General features: G+C 67.0%; 13 protein-coding genes. 3 read left to right on the top strand and 10 right to left on the bottom strand.

The window, feature by feature from the left end; all coding sequences use genetic code 11:
- Positions 1-7 precede the first annotated feature (7 nt).
- Positions 8-1,192: a class I SAM-dependent methyltransferase gene (locus WIX41_RS12075; RefSeq protein ID WP_339447847.1), complete on the bottom strand. Its 1,185-nt coding sequence runs from the start codon at positions 1,190-1,192 to the stop codon at positions 8-10.
- Between the two features lie 55 nt (positions 1,193-1,247).
- On the opposite strand from WIX41_RS12075, the gene WIX41_RS12070 reads away from it, so the two are divergent.
- A complete protein-coding gene (locus WIX41_RS12070; protein WP_339447845.1) occupies positions 1,248-1,985 on the top strand; it encodes a pteridine reductase in 738 nt (245 codons plus the stop codon).
- A gap of 474 nt (positions 1,986-2,459) precedes the next feature.
- Here WIX41_RS12070 and folK read toward each other — a convergent pair whose 3' ends face one another.
- Entirely contained in the window at positions 2,460-2,945 is a 486-nt protein-coding gene (gene folK / locus WIX41_RS12065; RefSeq protein WP_339447843.1) for a 2-amino-4-hydroxy-6-hydroxymethyldihydropteridine diphosphokinase, read from the bottom strand.
- A gap of 84 nt (positions 2,946-3,029) precedes the next feature.
- Between folK and WIX41_RS12060 the strand changes: the two genes are divergently transcribed.
- Complete coding sequence (locus WIX41_RS12060) at positions 3,030-3,767, top strand: peptidase (protein ID WP_339447841.1); 738 nt, start codon at positions 3,030-3,032, stop codon at positions 3,765-3,767.
- Here WIX41_RS12060 and WIX41_RS12055 read toward each other — a convergent pair.
- The 4 genes from WIX41_RS12055 to WIX41_RS12040 form a co-directional block, all read right to left on the bottom strand.
- Positions 3,738-5,294 carry an ATP-binding response regulator gene (locus WIX41_RS12055; RefSeq protein WP_339447839.1) on the bottom strand — a complete coding sequence of 519 codons (1,557 nt, stop codon included), beginning with the start codon at positions 5,292-5,294 and terminating at the stop codon, positions 3,738-3,740. The two genes, WIX41_RS12060 and WIX41_RS12055, sit on opposite strands and share 30 nt — an antisense overlap.
- Before the next feature lie 3 nt (positions 5,295-5,297).
- Positions 5,298-5,738 (bottom strand): response regulator, encoded by a 441-nt coding sequence (locus tag WIX41_RS12050; RefSeq protein ID WP_339447837.1) that lies wholly within the window; start codon positions 5,736-5,738, stop codon positions 5,298-5,300.
- Positions 5,735-7,555, bottom strand: coding sequence for a sensor histidine kinase (locus WIX41_RS12045; protein ID WP_339447835.1), 1,821 nt, complete (start codon positions 7,553-7,555; stop codon positions 5,735-5,737). The genes WIX41_RS12050 and WIX41_RS12045 overlap by 4 nt, the downstream gene beginning before the upstream one ends.
- A gap of 194 nt (positions 7,556-7,749) precedes the next feature.
- On the bottom strand, positions 7,750-8,133 hold the full coding sequence (locus tag WIX41_RS12040; protein WP_409187492.1) for a BON domain-containing protein: 384 nt from the start codon (positions 8,131-8,133) through the stop codon (positions 7,750-7,752).
- Between the two features lie 161 nt (positions 8,134-8,294).
- Between WIX41_RS12040 and WIX41_RS12035 the strand changes: the two genes are divergently transcribed.
- Complete coding sequence (locus WIX41_RS12035) at positions 8,295-9,338, top strand: oxidoreductase (RefSeq protein ID WP_339447831.1); 1,044 nt, start codon at positions 8,295-8,297, stop codon at positions 9,336-9,338.
- 17 nt (positions 9,339-9,355) lie between these two features.
- On the opposite strand, the gene gnd is transcribed toward WIX41_RS12035, so the two are convergent.
- The 4 genes from gnd to WIX41_RS12015 form a co-directional block, all read right to left on the bottom strand.
- Positions 9,356-10,261, bottom strand: a complete 906-nt coding sequence (gene gnd, locus WIX41_RS12030; RefSeq protein WP_339447829.1) for a phosphogluconate dehydrogenase (NAD(+)-dependent, decarboxylating) — start codon at positions 10,259-10,261, stop codon at positions 9,356-9,358.
- Positions 10,262-10,264: 3 nt separating this feature from the next.
- Positions 10,265-11,551 (bottom strand): hypothetical protein, encoded by a 1,287-nt coding sequence (locus WIX41_RS12025; RefSeq protein ID WP_339447827.1) that lies wholly within the window; start codon positions 11,549-11,551, stop codon positions 10,265-10,267.
- Between the two features lie 13 nt (positions 11,552-11,564).
- Complete coding sequence (locus WIX41_RS12020; RefSeq protein WP_339447825.1) at positions 11,565-12,239, bottom strand: DUF2242 domain-containing protein; 675 nt, start codon at positions 12,237-12,239, stop codon at positions 11,565-11,567.
- A gap of 127 nt (positions 12,240-12,366) precedes the next feature.
- Positions 12,367-14,544 (bottom strand): carboxy terminal-processing peptidase, encoded by a 2,178-nt coding sequence (locus WIX41_RS12015; RefSeq protein ID WP_339447824.1) that lies wholly within the window; start codon positions 14,542-14,544, stop codon positions 12,367-12,369.
- Positions 14,545-15,045 lie beyond the last annotated feature (501 nt).

Raw genomic sequence — 15,045 nt, 5'->3', positions numbered from 1 at the left:
CGTCATCTCAGAGCCGCCAGGTCAGGTCGCCGAGCAGGAACGCCGCGTCGAAATCCACCTCGCGCTGGAAGCCCATCACCTGGAAGCGTTCGCCCATTTCACTGGGAAGGGTGAGCTTCTTGACCTGGTCGCGCAGGCGCATCTTGCCGATCTCGTCGGCGCGCGCTTCGGCCAGCGCCAGCAACCCATCCAGGCCGTTGCCCAGCAGGAAACTGGACTGGGTGCAGTAGCCGGCCAGCTCGAACCCGGCATGCGTGCCGGCCTCGGCCAGCGCGGTGAAATCCACCGACGCGGTCAGGTCCTGCAGGCCCGGCCACAGGAATACGTCGTTGTGTACATGGTGGCGGTAGAACGCCCGCACGGTGCCATCGTCGCGGTCGTCGCGGTAGTACTCGTTGCGCGGGTAGCCGTAATCGACGAACAGCATCGCGCCGCGCTTCAGGCCCCCGGCCACCGCCTGGATCCAGTACGGCAGGTGTGGCAGCAGCTCGGAACGGTAACCATCGGCAAATGGCTTTTCACGGTAGCGTTCCAGGTGCCGCACCGCCGAGGTCAGCATGGCATCGGCCGGCTGCGCCCCGCGCATGAACCGCCCGTCGGCATCCAGCTCCACGGTTTCCTCGTAGATCATGCCGTCGCGCGCGAGGAAGCGCGGGGTCGGCAATGCGTCGATCACCTCGTTGGCAAACACCACGCCGTCCCAGTCGTCGTCGAACGGGCCGTCCAGCCATTCCACCAAAGCAAACAGCGGTGGAACCAGCGCCTTCTCCAGGCGCTCGCGCTGGCGCTCGCGCAGGTCCGCGCTGGGTTCCAGGATCGCGTAGCGCTCAGGCAGCGCATCCAGTTCCAGCATGCGCTTGAGCAGGATCTCGGCGAACGCGCCGCTGCCGCCGCCCAGCTCCAGGAACCGCGCCTGCGGGCCAAGCTGCTGCATTACCGGGGCGATGGCGTTGGCCAGTGTCGCAGTGAACAGCGGGCCCAGTTCCGGCGCGGTGGTGAAATCGCCGGCGGCACCGAACTTGCTGGCACCGGCACTGTAGTAGCCCCACCCCGGCGCATACAGGCTCAGCTCCATGAACCGGGCGAACGGCATGGCGCCGCCATTGGCGAGGATTTCCGCGCGCAGGGCGGCAGCCAGTTCGTCGCTGTGGGCCAGGGCGTCGGCATCGGGCGTGGGCAGGGAAGAATGCATGGTGCGGGCAATTGCGGTGACAATGCACAGCATAGCCGAGCAGGAAGGAGCCCCGATGACCGCCACCACACCCGTCGTGCTGATCACCGGCAGCGCGCGCCGGATCGGCGCGGCCATTGCCCGCCAGTTCCACGGGTGCGGCTGGTCGGTGGTGCTGCATGCGCACACCTCCACCGCCGAGCTGCAGCAGATGGCCTTCGACCTGGACATGCTGCGCCCCGGCAGCGTGCTGGCCCTGCAGGCCGACCTGCGCGATGCCGAGGCCCTGCCCGACCTGGTCGAACAGACCGTGGCCCAGTTCGGCCGGCTGGACGCGCTGGTCAACAACGCCTCCAACTTCTACCCCACCCTGCTCGGCCAGATCACCGCCGAACAGTGGGACGACCTGTTCGCGGTGAACGCCCGCGCCCCGCTGCTGCTGGCCCAGGCGGCAGCGCCGCAGCTGCGCCGGCACCAGGGCTGCATCGTCAACCTCACCGACCTGCACGGCACCCAGCCCATGCGCGACCACCCGGTCTACGCTGCGGCCAAGGCCGCGCTGGAAATGATCACCCGCTCGCTGGCGCTGGAACTGGCGCCCAAGGTGCGGGTCAATGCGGTGGCGCCCGGCGCGATCCTGTGGCCCGAACAGGGCAAGGACGACTATGCCCGGCAGGCGCTGCTGGCGCGCACCCCGCTGGGCCGCACCGGCACGGTGGAGGAGATCGCCGAGGCGGTGTACTGGCTGGTCAACGACGCCCCGTTCGTGACCGGGCACACCCTGCGGGTGGATGGCGGGCGGATGTTGACGTGATGCCAGGGCCGGCCAACGGCCGGCGCTACCGGGACCTCGCCGCCATGCATCCGAAGCCCCGGGTTGATTGATCCGGATCCCAATGGGCCCGTAACGGTTCGTAGCCCCGAAGAGAACGGCAGGAGCCGTTCTCAACATCGCACAGCGATGGCCCGAAGGGTGCCCGCCAGGACGGCGGGCATAACGTTGGCCGGACACCGCGCGCAGCGCGGCCCAAGCGTCCGGAGCCGGTCACTCGATGGTTGTGGCCAACACCCCGGCGTTTACACGTTCCGAAGCCGCGCGTCAGGCGTTCATGACCTCTGATATACGATTTCGTTCTGGTTGCACACCCGGGCGCACGGCCGCAACCGACCGTATACCAGTCTCCGGACACTTGGGCCGCGCTGCGCGCGGTGTCCGGCCAACGGCCGGGGCTACGAATTGTTACGTAACGTCCGGAGATCGGGATTAACCAACCATGGGCCCCACGGTTTACCCCAGTTCGACGACCTCGAATGCGTCGTCATGTTGCCGGTGCGCCCGCCACAACGTCGCCAGGTCCAACCCGCTGACCGGGTCGACGAACGCCGGCGCGATATCCGCCAACGGCTTCAGCACGAAGGCATGCTTCAGCTCAGGTCGGGGAATCCGCAGGTGCCCAGGCCCTTCCACGATCAGGTCGCCATAGAACACCACATCGATGTCCAGGGTGCGGTCGCTGAAGCGCGGCCCGCTGCGGTCGCGGCCATGGGCGTCTTCCAGGGCGTGCAGCCACTGGTCCAGCGCCTCCAGTGGCTCGTCGGTCTCGATCGCCACCGCGTTGTTGAGAAAGGCCGGGCCCTCGAAGCCAACGGCGGCGGTGCGGTACGCCGGGGACACCCGGATATCGCCGAAACGCCCGCGCAGCGCGGCCACCGCAGCGTGAAGATGCTGTTGCGGTTGCAGGTTGCTGCCCAGGCTCAGGAGCACAGTGGTCATGGTATTCAGCGTACTTGGGGCGAATCCACACGGGGCCAACAGGGCCACCGCATAGAATCGGGGTGCACATCATAGGACACCGACATGACCTATTGCGTCGGCATTGCGGTGGATGAAGGCCTGGTCTTCGCCGCCGATACCCGTACCAACGCGTCGCTGGACGACGTACGCGTGCACCGCAAGCTGCACGAGTTCGAGTTTCCGGGCCAGGCCGTCTTCGTGATCATGGCCGCCGGCAACCTGGCCACCACCCAGCTGCTGATCTCGCGGCTGCACCGCGACGTGGAGGAGCAGCGGCCGGAGAACCTGCGCGCCTATCGCCATCTCTTCGAGGTGGCCGAGTACGTAGGCCGGGTGCTGGTGGACAGCCAGGTCAAGTGCATCCACCCCGAGCACGGCCATGACGGGGTCAACACCCAGGCGACCCTGATCCTGGGCGGACAGGTCGGCGGCGAGCACCCGGGGCTGTACATGATCTACCCGCTGGGCAACGCCATTGCCGCTTCGCCGGAGACGCCGTTCCTGCAGATCGGCGAATCCAAGTACGGCAAGCCCATCCTGGACCGCATCATCCGCCCGCAGACCCGTCTGGACGATGCGGCGCGTACGGCGGTCGTGTCGCTGGATTCGACGATCCGCTCCAACCTCTCCGTCGGCCTGCCAGTGGACCTGGTGCTGCTGCGCAGCGGCGACCTGCGCATCAGCCACCGCATGCGCCTGGCCGGCGACAGCCCGCTCTACGCCGAAATCCACGGCAACTGGTCGCGGCGATTGGAGCAGGCGGTAGCGAGCCTACCCGGTTTCCCTTGGGAAACCGGGTAGGCTGGCCACCTCCCCCCCCGCCAACGCCTCGGCCACCGAGCGGAACACCTGCTGCATTTCCAGCGGCTTGCGCAGCACGTGCACCTCGACACCGTCGGGGAAGGTTTCCAGCGGCACCGCGACTTCTGCCTCTTCCAGTACCAGCGCCGGCCCGCGGTAGCCCAGCGCGGCCATCTCATCAAGCAGGTGGCTGGCCGAGAGCAGCTTGGCGCCGGCATCTGCGATCACCAGCGCCGGCATCGCTTCCTGCTGCATCCAGCGCAGCGCGGCGCCGCCATCGGAAGCCAGCTGCAGGTGGTAGCCCTGGCTGGACAGGGCGTTGCCCAGCAGCGACAAACGGGTTGCTTCGCCGTCGACCACGAGGATCGATTGACCGGTACCTGGCGCCACCGGCTGTTCCTGCGGCGCATCGTCGGTGGGCTCCTCGCGCATCGGCAGGCGCAGGTCGAAGCGGCTGCCCACGCCCGGCGTGCTGTCCACCTGGATGCTGCCACGCGCACCTTCGATGATGCGCTTGCACGACATCAGGCCCAGGCCGGTGCCGTTGGCCTTGGTGGTGAAGAAGGGATTGAACAGGTGCGCCAGCACCTCCGGGCTCATGCCCACGCCCTCGTCGGACACTGAGATGCGCAGCCAGTCCTGCCCGTGCGCATCGGCGTCGGCCACCGCACGCAGGGTCAGGCGGCCACCGTTGGGCATGGCCTGGATCGCATTGAGCGCCAGGTTCAACAGCACCTGCTGCAGCTCGGTGTAGTTGGCATCCACTGCCAGAGCGGGATCGTCCACGTCCAGGTGCAGGCTGACCTGGGATGGCAGGGTGCTGCGCAACAGCAGTTCCATCGCCTCGAACAGATGGGCGATCCGGATCCGTTCGCTCGGGCTGCGCGAGCCGCGCACGAACGACAGCATCGATTCGGCCATCTCGTGGCCGCGCCGGCCGCATTCGGCGATGACATCGGCCAGGTGGTGCAGCTGGGGGTCGTCGGTACGGGCCTTGAGCAGCTCCGGCATGATCAACAGCGGCTGCAGGATGTTGCGCAGATCGTGGCTGAGCCCAGCGGCCAGCAGCGACAGGCTTTCCAGTCGCTGCGCGCGCATGAGCTCGGCTTCCACCCGCTGGCGATCGATCGTGCCGCGCGCCTCGCGTACCGCCCGCTCCACCGCCGAGGGCAGCCGCGCCGGCTGGTGCTTGATGATGTAGTCGTTGGCACCCTGGTGCAGTGCGGCCACGGCGTTCTCTTCGCCGATCGTGCCCGACACGAAGATGAAGGGTACGTCCGGGTGCCAGCCGCGCACGATCTCCAGCGCCAGGTTGCCGGAAAACCCGGGCATGGCCAGGTCCGACAGCACGATGTCCGGTGCAAAGCGCAGCAGCGCATCGCGCAGTTCAGCGGCGGTTTCCACCCGTTCAAAGCTGGCCTCGAGCCCGGCGTCGAGCATCTGCCCGCACATCAGCTCGGCATCTTCGGACGAGTCCTCCACCAGCAGGATGCGCAGGTGTCCCAGCGAGGGGCCGGTGAGCGGCATGGGCTACTCGACCTCCGGGGCCTGGTTGATCACCGCCCAGAATCTGCCGAGGGTCTGCACGGCACCGAAGAACTGGTCCACATCCACCGGCTTGACCACATACGCATTCACCCCCAGGTCCCAACTGCGGGCCAGGTCGCTTTCTTCGCGCGAGGACGACAGGATCACCACCGGCAAGCGCTTGAGTTCCTCGGTTTCGCGAATGGACCGCAGCACTTCAAGCCCGTCCATGCGCGGCATCTTGATGTCCAGCAGCAGCACCGCCGGCAGGCCCTCCTCGCGGTTGGCGAAGGCACCGCGGCGCAACAGATAGTCCATCGCCTCCACGCCATCTTCGACATGCACGATGGGGTTGGCCAGGCGCGCTTCCTTCAGGGCGTCGACCGCCATCTCGGCATCGGCGGGGCTGTCCTCGGCAAGCAGGATGGTACGGAGAGCGGTCATGCGACAGGTCCTTTGCTGAGTGCGTCGAGGGAGGAAGGAAGCAGGATGTGGAAGGTGGCGCCCTGGTCCACCGCCGATTCGGCCCAGATACGGCCGCCGTGGCGGGTGAGCACCCGACGCACGCTGGCCAGGCCGATACCGGTACCGGGGTAATCGCTGGCTTTGTGCAGCCGCTGGAACACGCCGAACAGTTTGTCGGCGTACGCCATGTCGAAACCGGCGCCGTTGTCGCGCACGCTGAACAGGTGGCTGCCATCGGGCTGCCGCTCGTACTCCACCTCGATACGGGCCGGATCGACCTTGGCCGAGTACTTCACCGCGTTGCCGAGCAGGTTCAACCACAGCTGCCGCATCATGTTGGCGTCCGACACGAGGATCGGCAGCGCGGCGATCTTCCATTCGATGCGCCGCGACACCCCGGTATGTTCGACATCGCTCCGTACGTTGGCATCCAGCAGTGCGCGGGTGTCGGCCACCACCGATTGCATGTCCACCGCCTGCAGGCGCATCGCGGCGCGACCGAGCCGCGAGTACACCAGCAGGTCATCGATCAACGCGGCCATGCGCCGGGCCGAGTCGGCGATCACGTCCAGGTAGTGCTGCGACTTCTCGTCCGCGCCATCGCCCAGGTGCCGCGCCAGCTTGTCCGAGAAACCGGCCACGTGGCGCAGCGGCGCGCGCAGGTCATGCGACACCGAATAGCTGAAGGCTTCCAGCTCACGGTTGACTTCCGACACCTGCTCCACCTTGCCTTCCAGCTGGCGGTTCAGTTCTTCCACGCGCTGCTGCACGGCGCGCTGCACGGTGACATCGCTGACCGTCATCAGCACCACTTCGTCATCGCGGTCCGGCAGCGGCATGCGTCGGGCATTGATCAGCATGGTACGCACCTGGTCGTCGTCGGTGCGCTGTTCGTGTTCGAAGTCCCACAGTTCGCGGCCACGCAGCAGCACGTCCATCAGCCGCTGGCGCACCGCCGGATCGCTCCAGGCGCCATCGCCCAGCGTTTCCAGGGCACGGCCGTCGGTGGACGCGTCATCGTGCAGTCCATACAACTCCGAGAACGCCGGGTTGTGCAGCTGCACCTTCAGTTCGCGGTCAAGCAGCACGATCGGCTCCCGCACGGTATGCAGCACCGATGCCGCACGTGCCGAGGCACGCCGCGTGGCACGTTCGGCGGTGGCGCGGTGCAGTATCTGCCGATGCAACAGCCACAGCACCAGGCCAAGCAGCAGCAGCTGGACGACCAGCGCGGTCCACGAGACCAGCTCGCTCTGGCGCTGCTGCTGGGCGAACACCGCCGAACGCTGGGCCAGCAGCGCTTCCTCGCGGCCCTGCAGTTCCTCGATCAGGCCGCGGATCGGATAGCGGGTGGTCAGGTCCTGCACCAGTTGGCGCTGGTCGTCGTCGGGCCTGGAGCGTGCCAGCTCGCGGGCCAGCTCCATGCGCCGGTCCAGCAGGGACTGGATGCGGCCGATGCGAACCAGCTGTTCGGGGCTGTCGCGGGTCAGCTCGGTGAGCCGGGCCAGCCGCTGCGGAATGTAGCTGGCCTGGTCAAGCCGCTCGCGCAGGCCCGGGGCATCAATGCCCTTGGACAGGGTCAGCGCCGCCGATTCGACGTCACGCACATCGGCCTGCAGCTGGTACACGGCCACGCCGACGTCCTGGGTGTGGGTGACCCAGCGCATCGCGTCGAGATTCTCCTCGGAGAGTTTGCGCAGCGTCAGCCATGGCACCACGATGATGGCGACAGCCGCCAGCCCGAGGGCCGGCAACCGCCAGCGGTCCCAGAGTTCATCACTGAAAACCAGCGCCATAGACCCTCGTCAGCTCGCATGTTCCCCCTCCCCGCCGGCCCTACCCCCGATCCGGGAGCGACGCCTTGCGGGGGCGAAGTCCTGAATATACTCCACACCAACGTGAATGCGGGATACGAGCGGACACGGATCGCACGGGATGAAAAAGGGCGCGCCTGACGGCGCACCCCGGGTGTCTGTCGCGACGTCGCCGATCAGCGCTTGGCAGCGGCCGTGGAGACCGTCAAGGCACCGGCATCGACGCTCTTGACGCCCTTGATGGCCTTGGCCTTCTTGATAGCATTGTCGTGCTCGGCCTGGGTGGCCACGGTGCCGGACAGCGATACAACGCCATTGACCGTTTCCACCTTCACGTCGGTGCCGGAAACGGCCTTGCTGGTAACCAGATCACCCTTCACCTTGGCGGTGATCCAGGTGTCGGATACCGGCTCGGTCGATTCATGCTTGTCGGCATGGGTCATGGGATGGTCGGTGGTCTTCGGCGGATCCTGGGCCATCGCCGCCGAGGTACCAAGCAGCATGCCGACAGCGAGCGAAGCAGCAAGCAGATTACGGGTAGTGTTGGTCATGTGCGGTATCTCCTGGTGTGTGCAGCCAGTGTCGATGCCGGCACGTACACAGCACGTCGCTGCCAGATCACGTCACCGTGAACCGCTCAGGTTCAGCCATAACGATTCAGGTTTCCGCAGTGCATCATCTGCAATTATTCCTGGACGCGACAACGCAGCAGGTGGAACGCATGACGACGATCACGCAGGTGGGTTTGATCGGATACGGGTTGGCCGGCAGCGTGTTCCATGCGCCGTTGATCCAGCACACGCCCGGGTTGAAATTGCACGGCATCGTGAGTTCGCAGCGCGACCGGCTGCTGCGCAGCTTCACCGATGTGCATATCCATGACGAGGTGGAGTCCTTGTTGGCCGATCCTGCAGTGGATGCGGTGGTGATCGCCACGCCCAACGAGCAGCATGCACCGTTGGCGCTGGCCGCGCTGCGCGCGGGCAAGCATGTTCTGGTCGATAAACCATTTGCGTTGAGCAGCGCCGAAGCGGTGGCTGTGGTCGATGCCGCGCGCGAGGCCGAACGCGTGGTGAGCGTGTTCCACAACCGGCGTTACGATGCCGACTTTCTCAGCCTGTGTGGCCTGCTGGAAGCGGGCACGCTCGGACGCATTGCGGAAATACACTCGCATTTCGACCGGTTCCGCCCCCAGGTACGCGACCGCTGGCGTGAGAGCGATGCGCCGGGCAGCGGGCTGTGGATGGACCTGGGCCCCCACCTGCTGGACCAGATGCTGCAGCTGTTCGGCTGGCCCGAGGCGATCAGCGCCGACATTGCCGCGCAACGCGAGGGCGCGCGCAGCGACGACTACTTCCATGCGGTACTGCATTATCCCGGGCTGCGCGCGATCGTGCATGCCGGTTCGCTGGTGGCGGCGCCGGCGCCGCGGTTTGCGGTGCACGGCAGCCAGGGCAGTTATCTGAAAGAAGGCCTGGATGTGCAGGAAGACCAGTTGCGCCAGGGCATCGCGCCGGGCGCACCGGGCTGGGGCCTGGATCCGCAACATGGGCAACTCGTGCAGGTCGATGCCGATGGCCAGGTGCATCGCCACAGCGTGGACAACGCCGTAGGCGATTACCGCCGCTTCTACGCCGCGTTCCGCGATGCGATGCGGGGCGAAGGCGAAGCGCCGGTCAGCACCGGGCAGGCGCTGCAGGTGATGCATCTGCTGGAAGCGGGGCACAAAAGCGCCGACAGCGGCCGGCGCGTGGACCTGCGGTAGCCAGCAGCGGTGGCCCTTTACTCCTTCACCATCGCGTGCCCGCCGAACTGGTTGCGCAGCGCCGACAGCATGCGGTCGCTGAAGGAATTCTTCTCGCGTGAGCGCAGCCGCTCCAGCAGCGACAAGGTGATCACCGGCGCGGACACGTCCAGGTCGATGGCCTCTGCCACGGTCCAGCGTCCTTCGCCGGAGTCGGGTACGAACGGCGCGATACCGTCCAGCTGCGGGTTGCGGTTCAACGCGTCGGCGCTCAGGTCCAGCAGCCACGAACGCACCACGCTGCCGTGTTGCCAGGCAGCCGCCACCTGGCCGAGGTCAAGCTCGAACTCGGTCTTGCGCTGCATCAACGCGAATCCTTCGGCGTAGGCCTGCATCATTCCGTACTCGATGCCGTTGTGGACCATCTTGCAGAAGTGCCCTGCACCGCTGGGCCCCACGTGCGCCCAGCCACGGTCCTCGGCCGGTGCCAGGGCGCGGAAGATTGCGCCGACGCGTTCGGACGCCGCGGCATCGCCACCAATCATCAGGCTGTAGCCTTCCTGCAGGCCCCACACGCCACCGCTGGTGCCGCAGTCGAGGTAGGTCACGCCTTCTTCGAGCAGTTGCGCGGCGCGGCGCATCGAATCCTTGTAGTACGAGTTGCCGCCGTCGATCACCACGTCGCCCTCGGACAGGTGCGGCGACAACGAAGCCAGGGTCTGGTCGACCACCTCACCGGCCGGAACCATCAGCCACACCACGCGCGGCACCGACAGCTTCGCCAGCGCCTCGGCCACCGATGCGCTCACCTCGAAGCCGCGCTCGGCAGCGCTGGCGCGGGCCGCGTCACCGGGGTCCACGCCGATCACGCGGTGGCCGCCGCGGTGCAGCCGTTCGGCCATGTTGGCGCCCATGCGCCCCAGTCCAATCATTGCGATGTCCATGACTCACCTTTGCTCGGGTTGCGAATATGTCGACGCTGCCGTGCACTGCTGGAGTTGCGACTGGATCCAGCGGTGGTACAGCGTGGTATGCAGGTTGTGCAGGCCCAGCTCGAACGCGAACGGCGTGCGCGGATTGCGGTCGAGCAGGCGTGCGATGTGATAGCCCACCGGACGTATACCGCGTGGGTGCACATAAATCACGAACTCCCGGTAGAACGGATCGTCCAACAGCGCGTCCAGTTCAGCCAGCAGCGGCTGCTGGTCGGCCGGCAACCCGGCGCGCAGCACCGGGTCGCGCTCGGCCAGCAGCCGCTCGAAGCGACGTAGCCCGGGCCCCGGCATGCGCCCAGCCACTTCCCAGATGCGACGGTTGATGCGGTCGTAATAAGCAAAGCCCTCGTGCGCGCGCAGCGCGTCGGCCGCCGCCGCACTCACATCGACGATGACGAAGTTTTCGGCCTGGTTGTTGCTGTCGTCCAGGTATACCGGATCGAAAACGTGTTCGATGAAACCCGGCGCGCCGACGAAGGCCTGGCGCCCGCGCTGCGAGGTCCGCACGGCCTTGCCGTCGGCAAGGAATTCGCCCGCGCGATGCCCCAGCAGGATGCTGTCGGTGTCGTGCAGGGTCAGGAAGGTACCGATCGACAGTTCGCCCGGGGTGAACGCCGTATCGAACGCCGCATCGCCGTACAGCTCGCGCTGGGTGGCCAGCTGCGCTACCTGCCTGCCGACACCGCACTCGCTGCGCACCCGGCCGTCATAGAACGCCTGCAGGGCCACGCTGTTGGGTCCGTGCGGCTGGTAGCCGCGGCCAAAGCTGCGGAAGCTCTCCCAACCCTGCGCACGCGCACCCCCGGGACCGAAGCTGATCCAGCCCAGCTGCAGCGCCGAGAAACGGTAACCGGGGTTGTCCTGCAGGCGCGTGGTGGCGCGACGGGTGGCCTTGCCCAGTTCAAAGGCGTAGGCGCACACGGTCGCCGGATCGTCCAACAGTGTGTGCAGGAAGCGCTCGCGCTGCGCGGCGGGCCACGTGCGTGGCAGCTGCACGCGCAGATCGCCGGCGGCCTGCGCCTGGCGCAGGTCGGCACGTTCGCAGACGGGACCACCGTGCACGCGCGGCACGGCGATGTCGGCGTCCAGCTGCCGCCAGCCGAGGCGCTCAAGCAGCGATTGCACGCAGCCGCCTGCGTCGGCCCGGCCCTCGGCCGCCGGAAGCAGTCCCAGCATCAGGGCCAGCAGCAGGCCCGCAGCGCGCGGGCTGGGCGTTGGATGGCGGCCCCTGCGCGGCATGCTGCGCGTCCGCTCAGTGCGTGGCGCTTGGTGTATCGGCAGCCGGAATCGGAGGTGGCGGCGGTGTGGCGGACGGTGCTGGAGCTGGCGCCTGCGCAGGCTCGGGAACAGGCGTGGCCGGCGGCGCCGGGGCCGGCGGAACCGGCTCGGGCGCCGGCACGGGCGTGCTGGCTTTCGCCGCTGGCAGGTACTGCTGCAGGCGAGTGAAGAAGCGGCGGTAGAAGTCGCCATCCTGCACGGTGCTGCTGGCCACCTTCACCAGCGAATCGTCGTTGCTGCCGAACGGCAGCGACACCGAACCCAGCGCACCCACGCCGACGCTGGCCGAGGTAGGACTCTTCTTCAACGCATAGCGGTCCTGCACCGCACTGATGAACACCAAGGCCTCGTCGCCGCGCGACGCACAGGAGATGCGCAGCACCAACTGCTCATGCGCGTCCTCGCGCGGCTGGAAGTTCTTGTTTCCCTCCACCGCATCCGGATCGGCACGGATGATCGCGTAGCCCTGGCTGAGCAACGTGCGCCGCGCCGCCTCGCAGGCCTGGGCCGGGGTGCCCGGGACGGTGCGCGAGTACATGTCGCCCGAATCGAAGGATTCGCGCAGCAGCGTACTGTTGGCCGCGTGGCCGCCACAGGCGCTCAGGGTTACGGCCAGCACGCTGGCTGCCAATGCATGGGAAGACCGCATGGGCGCTCCTGCAGGATGGGATCACCCCAGCATAAGCCGAGCGGCGTATGCGTAGGGTCTAAATAGGAAAGGGCCAGCGTTTCCGCCGGCCCTTCGTTTTCGCCTGGTTCACGCGGTCACGACCCGATCAATCGGCCCAGCGGCCTGCCGCGGTCGACTGCGGCAGCACCTGTGCCGACAGCGGGCGGTCTTCGGCCAGCAGGTTCACCGCATCGGCCAGGATCGCGGCCGATTCGCGCAGCAGCGGGTCCGGGCGCTTCTCGGCGGCCTTCTCGCGGGCGGCGTCCTTGACGATGTCGCGCTCGTTGCCGGTCAGGCCATCGTCGTTGCTGTCATCGGCCAGCGGGTCCAGGTCCAGGCCCAGTTCCTTGCGGATGGCCTGGCGCTGCTTGCGCTGGGTTTCCTGGCGCTCGCGTTCGGCACGGCGTTCGCCCTCGTTGAGCGAGATGTACTTCTTGGCCGCTTCGGTGCGGAACTGCTCCACATCCTCATTCCACCACTGGAACTCCTTGTCCGAGGCGATGCGCGAGGCATGCAGGGTTTCCAGCTTGGGCAGCAGCGGGCCGAAGTTGCCGTACTGGGTGTGCGGCACGGCGGCGATGCGGGTCCACGGCAGGGCATTGTCGTAGGTGCTTTCACCGTACTCGGTGGCATCCACGCTGGCCGGGAAGGCCAGGTCGGGCACCACGCCTTTGTGCTGGGTGCTGCTGCCGCTGACGCGGAAGAACTGCGCGATGGTCAGCTTGACCTGGCCGAAGCGCTGCGCTTCGCCGCTCGGCCAACGGTCCAGGTCCACGATGTTCTGCACCGTGCCCTTGCCGAAGGTGGTTTCACCGATCACCAGCCCGCGACCGTAATCCTGGATGGCACCGGCGAAGATCTCCGAGGCCGACGCCGAACCGCGGTTGATCAGCACGGCCAGCGGGCCGTCCCATGCCACTGCTTCGCTGCGGTCGTTGTTGACCGTGACCCGGCCACCGGATTCGCGCACCTGGACCACCGGGCCCTGTTCGATGAACAGACCGGTGAGCTCGATCGCCTCATCCAGCGAACCGCCGCCGTTGTTGCGCAGGTCCAGCACCACGCCATCGAGCTTGTCGGTCTTGAAGCCGGCCAGCAGCTTGGCCACATCGCGCGTGGCCGAGGCGTAATCGGTTGCGTTGCGGCGACGGCCTTCGAAGTCCTGGTAGAACGTGGGCAGCTTGATCACGCCGACCCTGCGCTCCGGCGCCCCATCCCTGGCCGGGATGGTGAGCGTTTCGCCCTTGGCGGCCTGTTCGGCCAGGCGCACCTTCTGCCGGGTCAGCACCAGCATGTGCGGCTTGCCATCCACGCCTTCCTCTGCCGGAATGAACTCCAGCCGCACCTGCGTATCTTTCTTGCCACGGATCTTGGCGACCACGTCATCGATACGCCAGCCGATGACATCTTCAACCGGGCCCGACTTGCCCTGGCCGACGCCCACGATGCGGTCGCCCGGCTTGAGCGTGCCGTTGACCGCCGCCGGACCACCGGCGATGACCTCACGGATCACCACCATGTCGTCCTGGCGCTGCAGCTGTGCGCCGATACCTTCCAGCGACAGCGACATGGCCTGGTTGAAATTCTCGGCCGTGCGCGGGGTGAAGTAATCGGTGTGCGGATCCACCGCACTGGTGTAGGAATTGAGGAAGAACTGGAACACGTCCTCACCCTTCAATTCGTTGACCGACTTCTCCAGCTGCGCGTAACGCTTGTCCAGCGTCTTGCGGATGTCCGCCGGCTGCTTGCCGGCCAGCTTCAGGCGCAGCCAATCGTTCTTGACCGACTTGCGCCACAGGTCATCGAGCTCGGCGCTGCTGGCCGCCCACGGCACGTCCTTGCGGTCGTACTCGAAGCGCTCATCGCTGCTGAAATCGAAATCCTGCTTGAGCAGCTTGCGCGCGTAACCCACCCGCTCGCCCACGCGCTGCTTGTATACGGCAAACACCTGGAACGCCGGCTCCAGCTCGCCACCGCGGATCGCGGAGGAGATGTTGGCCTCGAACGGCGCGAACTTCGTGATGTCCGCCTGGGTGAAGAACTGCTTGCTGCCGTCCAGCGATTCCAGGTACCGCTTGAACACGTCCTTGGAAGTGGCCGCATCCAGCGCGCGCGGGCGATACGCATAGCGGCTGTCCGACAGCAGCCCGTACACCAGCTTGGAGGTGGTCACCTGGTCGGCCGTGGCCGCCGACGGCAGGGCCGGCGAATCGGCGTAGGCAGCCAGTGCCAGCGGCGCGGTCAGCGCCAGGGCCATCAGGAATGCGGGGGCTTTGAATTTCATCGACTTGCTCATGGCACCTTGCCAACGGGGAGACTGCGTGCGGATCTGACCACACGACAGTGCCGAAAGTTGCGGGGTTTGTCATCCGCCGCGACAGAACGCGGATTTCCAGCCTAAACGCGGGGCTGTATCAAATTGTGAATGACGCGGAATTGCCGCGGGAAATGGGGTTTACGGGCTGAACCGCGCGGCGGCCTGGACCATTTGGCGGTCGGCAGGCATTCAGGCCGGAGCAGCTTGATGATCTTCGATCAGGTCCATCGCGAGCGTTGAGGGCCCCGCCGCGGCCGGCAGGCCCCTGTGCAAATGTCCCCCGGCGGTCGCCCTGCGGCGACGGCCTCCTCCTTTACTTTGCCAGGAGCCTGCCGGCCGCGACGGGGCTCGGCTTGCGGTTCGCACTGGAAGAGCAAGAGCCAGGGGGCCAACGCCGGTGGGTCGAGTGCCGGGTCGCCATACCCTTGGAGGCGAATTAAAGGAGGAGGTGTCGGCCGCAGGCCGACG

This window comes from Stenotrophomonas sp. AB1(2024), assembly GCF_037482345.1.
In the GTDB taxonomy this organism is placed as follows: domain Bacteria; phylum Pseudomonadota; class Gammaproteobacteria; order Xanthomonadales; family Xanthomonadaceae; genus Stenotrophomonas.
The sequence above is the reverse complement of the archived record's forward strand: the minus strand, read 5'-3'. Positions and strand labels throughout refer to the sequence as shown.

Coding starts and splice junctions, on each gene's coding strand:
- WIX41_RS12075 (WP_339447847.1), bottom strand. CDS start 1,192: ATGCATTCTTCCCTGCCCACGCCCGATGCCGACGCCCTGGCCCACAGC.
- WIX41_RS12070 (WP_339447845.1), top strand. CDS start 1,248: ATGACCGCCACCACACCCGTCGTGCTGATCACCGGCAGCGCGCGCCGG.
- folK (WP_339447843.1), bottom strand. CDS start 2,945: ATGACCACTGTGCTCCTGAGCCTGGGCAGCAACCTGCAACCGCAACAG.
- WIX41_RS12060 (WP_339447841.1), top strand. CDS start 3,030: ATGACCTATTGCGTCGGCATTGCGGTGGATGAAGGCCTGGTCTTCGCC.
- WIX41_RS12055 (WP_339447839.1), bottom strand. CDS start 5,294: ATGCCGCTCACCGGCCCCTCGCTGGGACACCTGCGCATCCTGCTGGTG.
- WIX41_RS12050 (WP_339447837.1), bottom strand. CDS start 5,738: ATGACCGCTCTCCGTACCATCCTGCTTGCCGAGGACAGCCCCGCCGAT.
- WIX41_RS12045 (WP_339447835.1), bottom strand. CDS start 7,555: ATGGCGCTGGTTTTCAGTGATGAACTCTGGGACCGCTGGCGGTTGCCG.
- WIX41_RS12035 (WP_339447831.1), top strand. CDS start 8,295: ATGACGACGATCACGCAGGTGGGTTTGATCGGATACGGGTTGGCCGGC.
- gnd (WP_339447829.1), bottom strand. CDS start 10,261: ATGGACATCGCAATGATTGGACTGGGGCGCATGGGCGCCAACATGGCC.
- WIX41_RS12025 (WP_339447827.1), bottom strand. CDS start 11,551: ATGCCGCGCAGGGGCCGCCATCCAACGCCCAGCCCGCGCGCTGCGGGC.
- WIX41_RS12020 (WP_339447825.1), bottom strand. CDS start 12,239: ATGCGGTCTTCCCATGCATTGGCAGCCAGCGTGCTGGCCGTAACCCTG.
- WIX41_RS12015 (WP_339447824.1), bottom strand. CDS start 14,544: ATGAAATTCAAAGCCCCCGCATTCCTGATGGCCCTGGCGCTGACCGCG.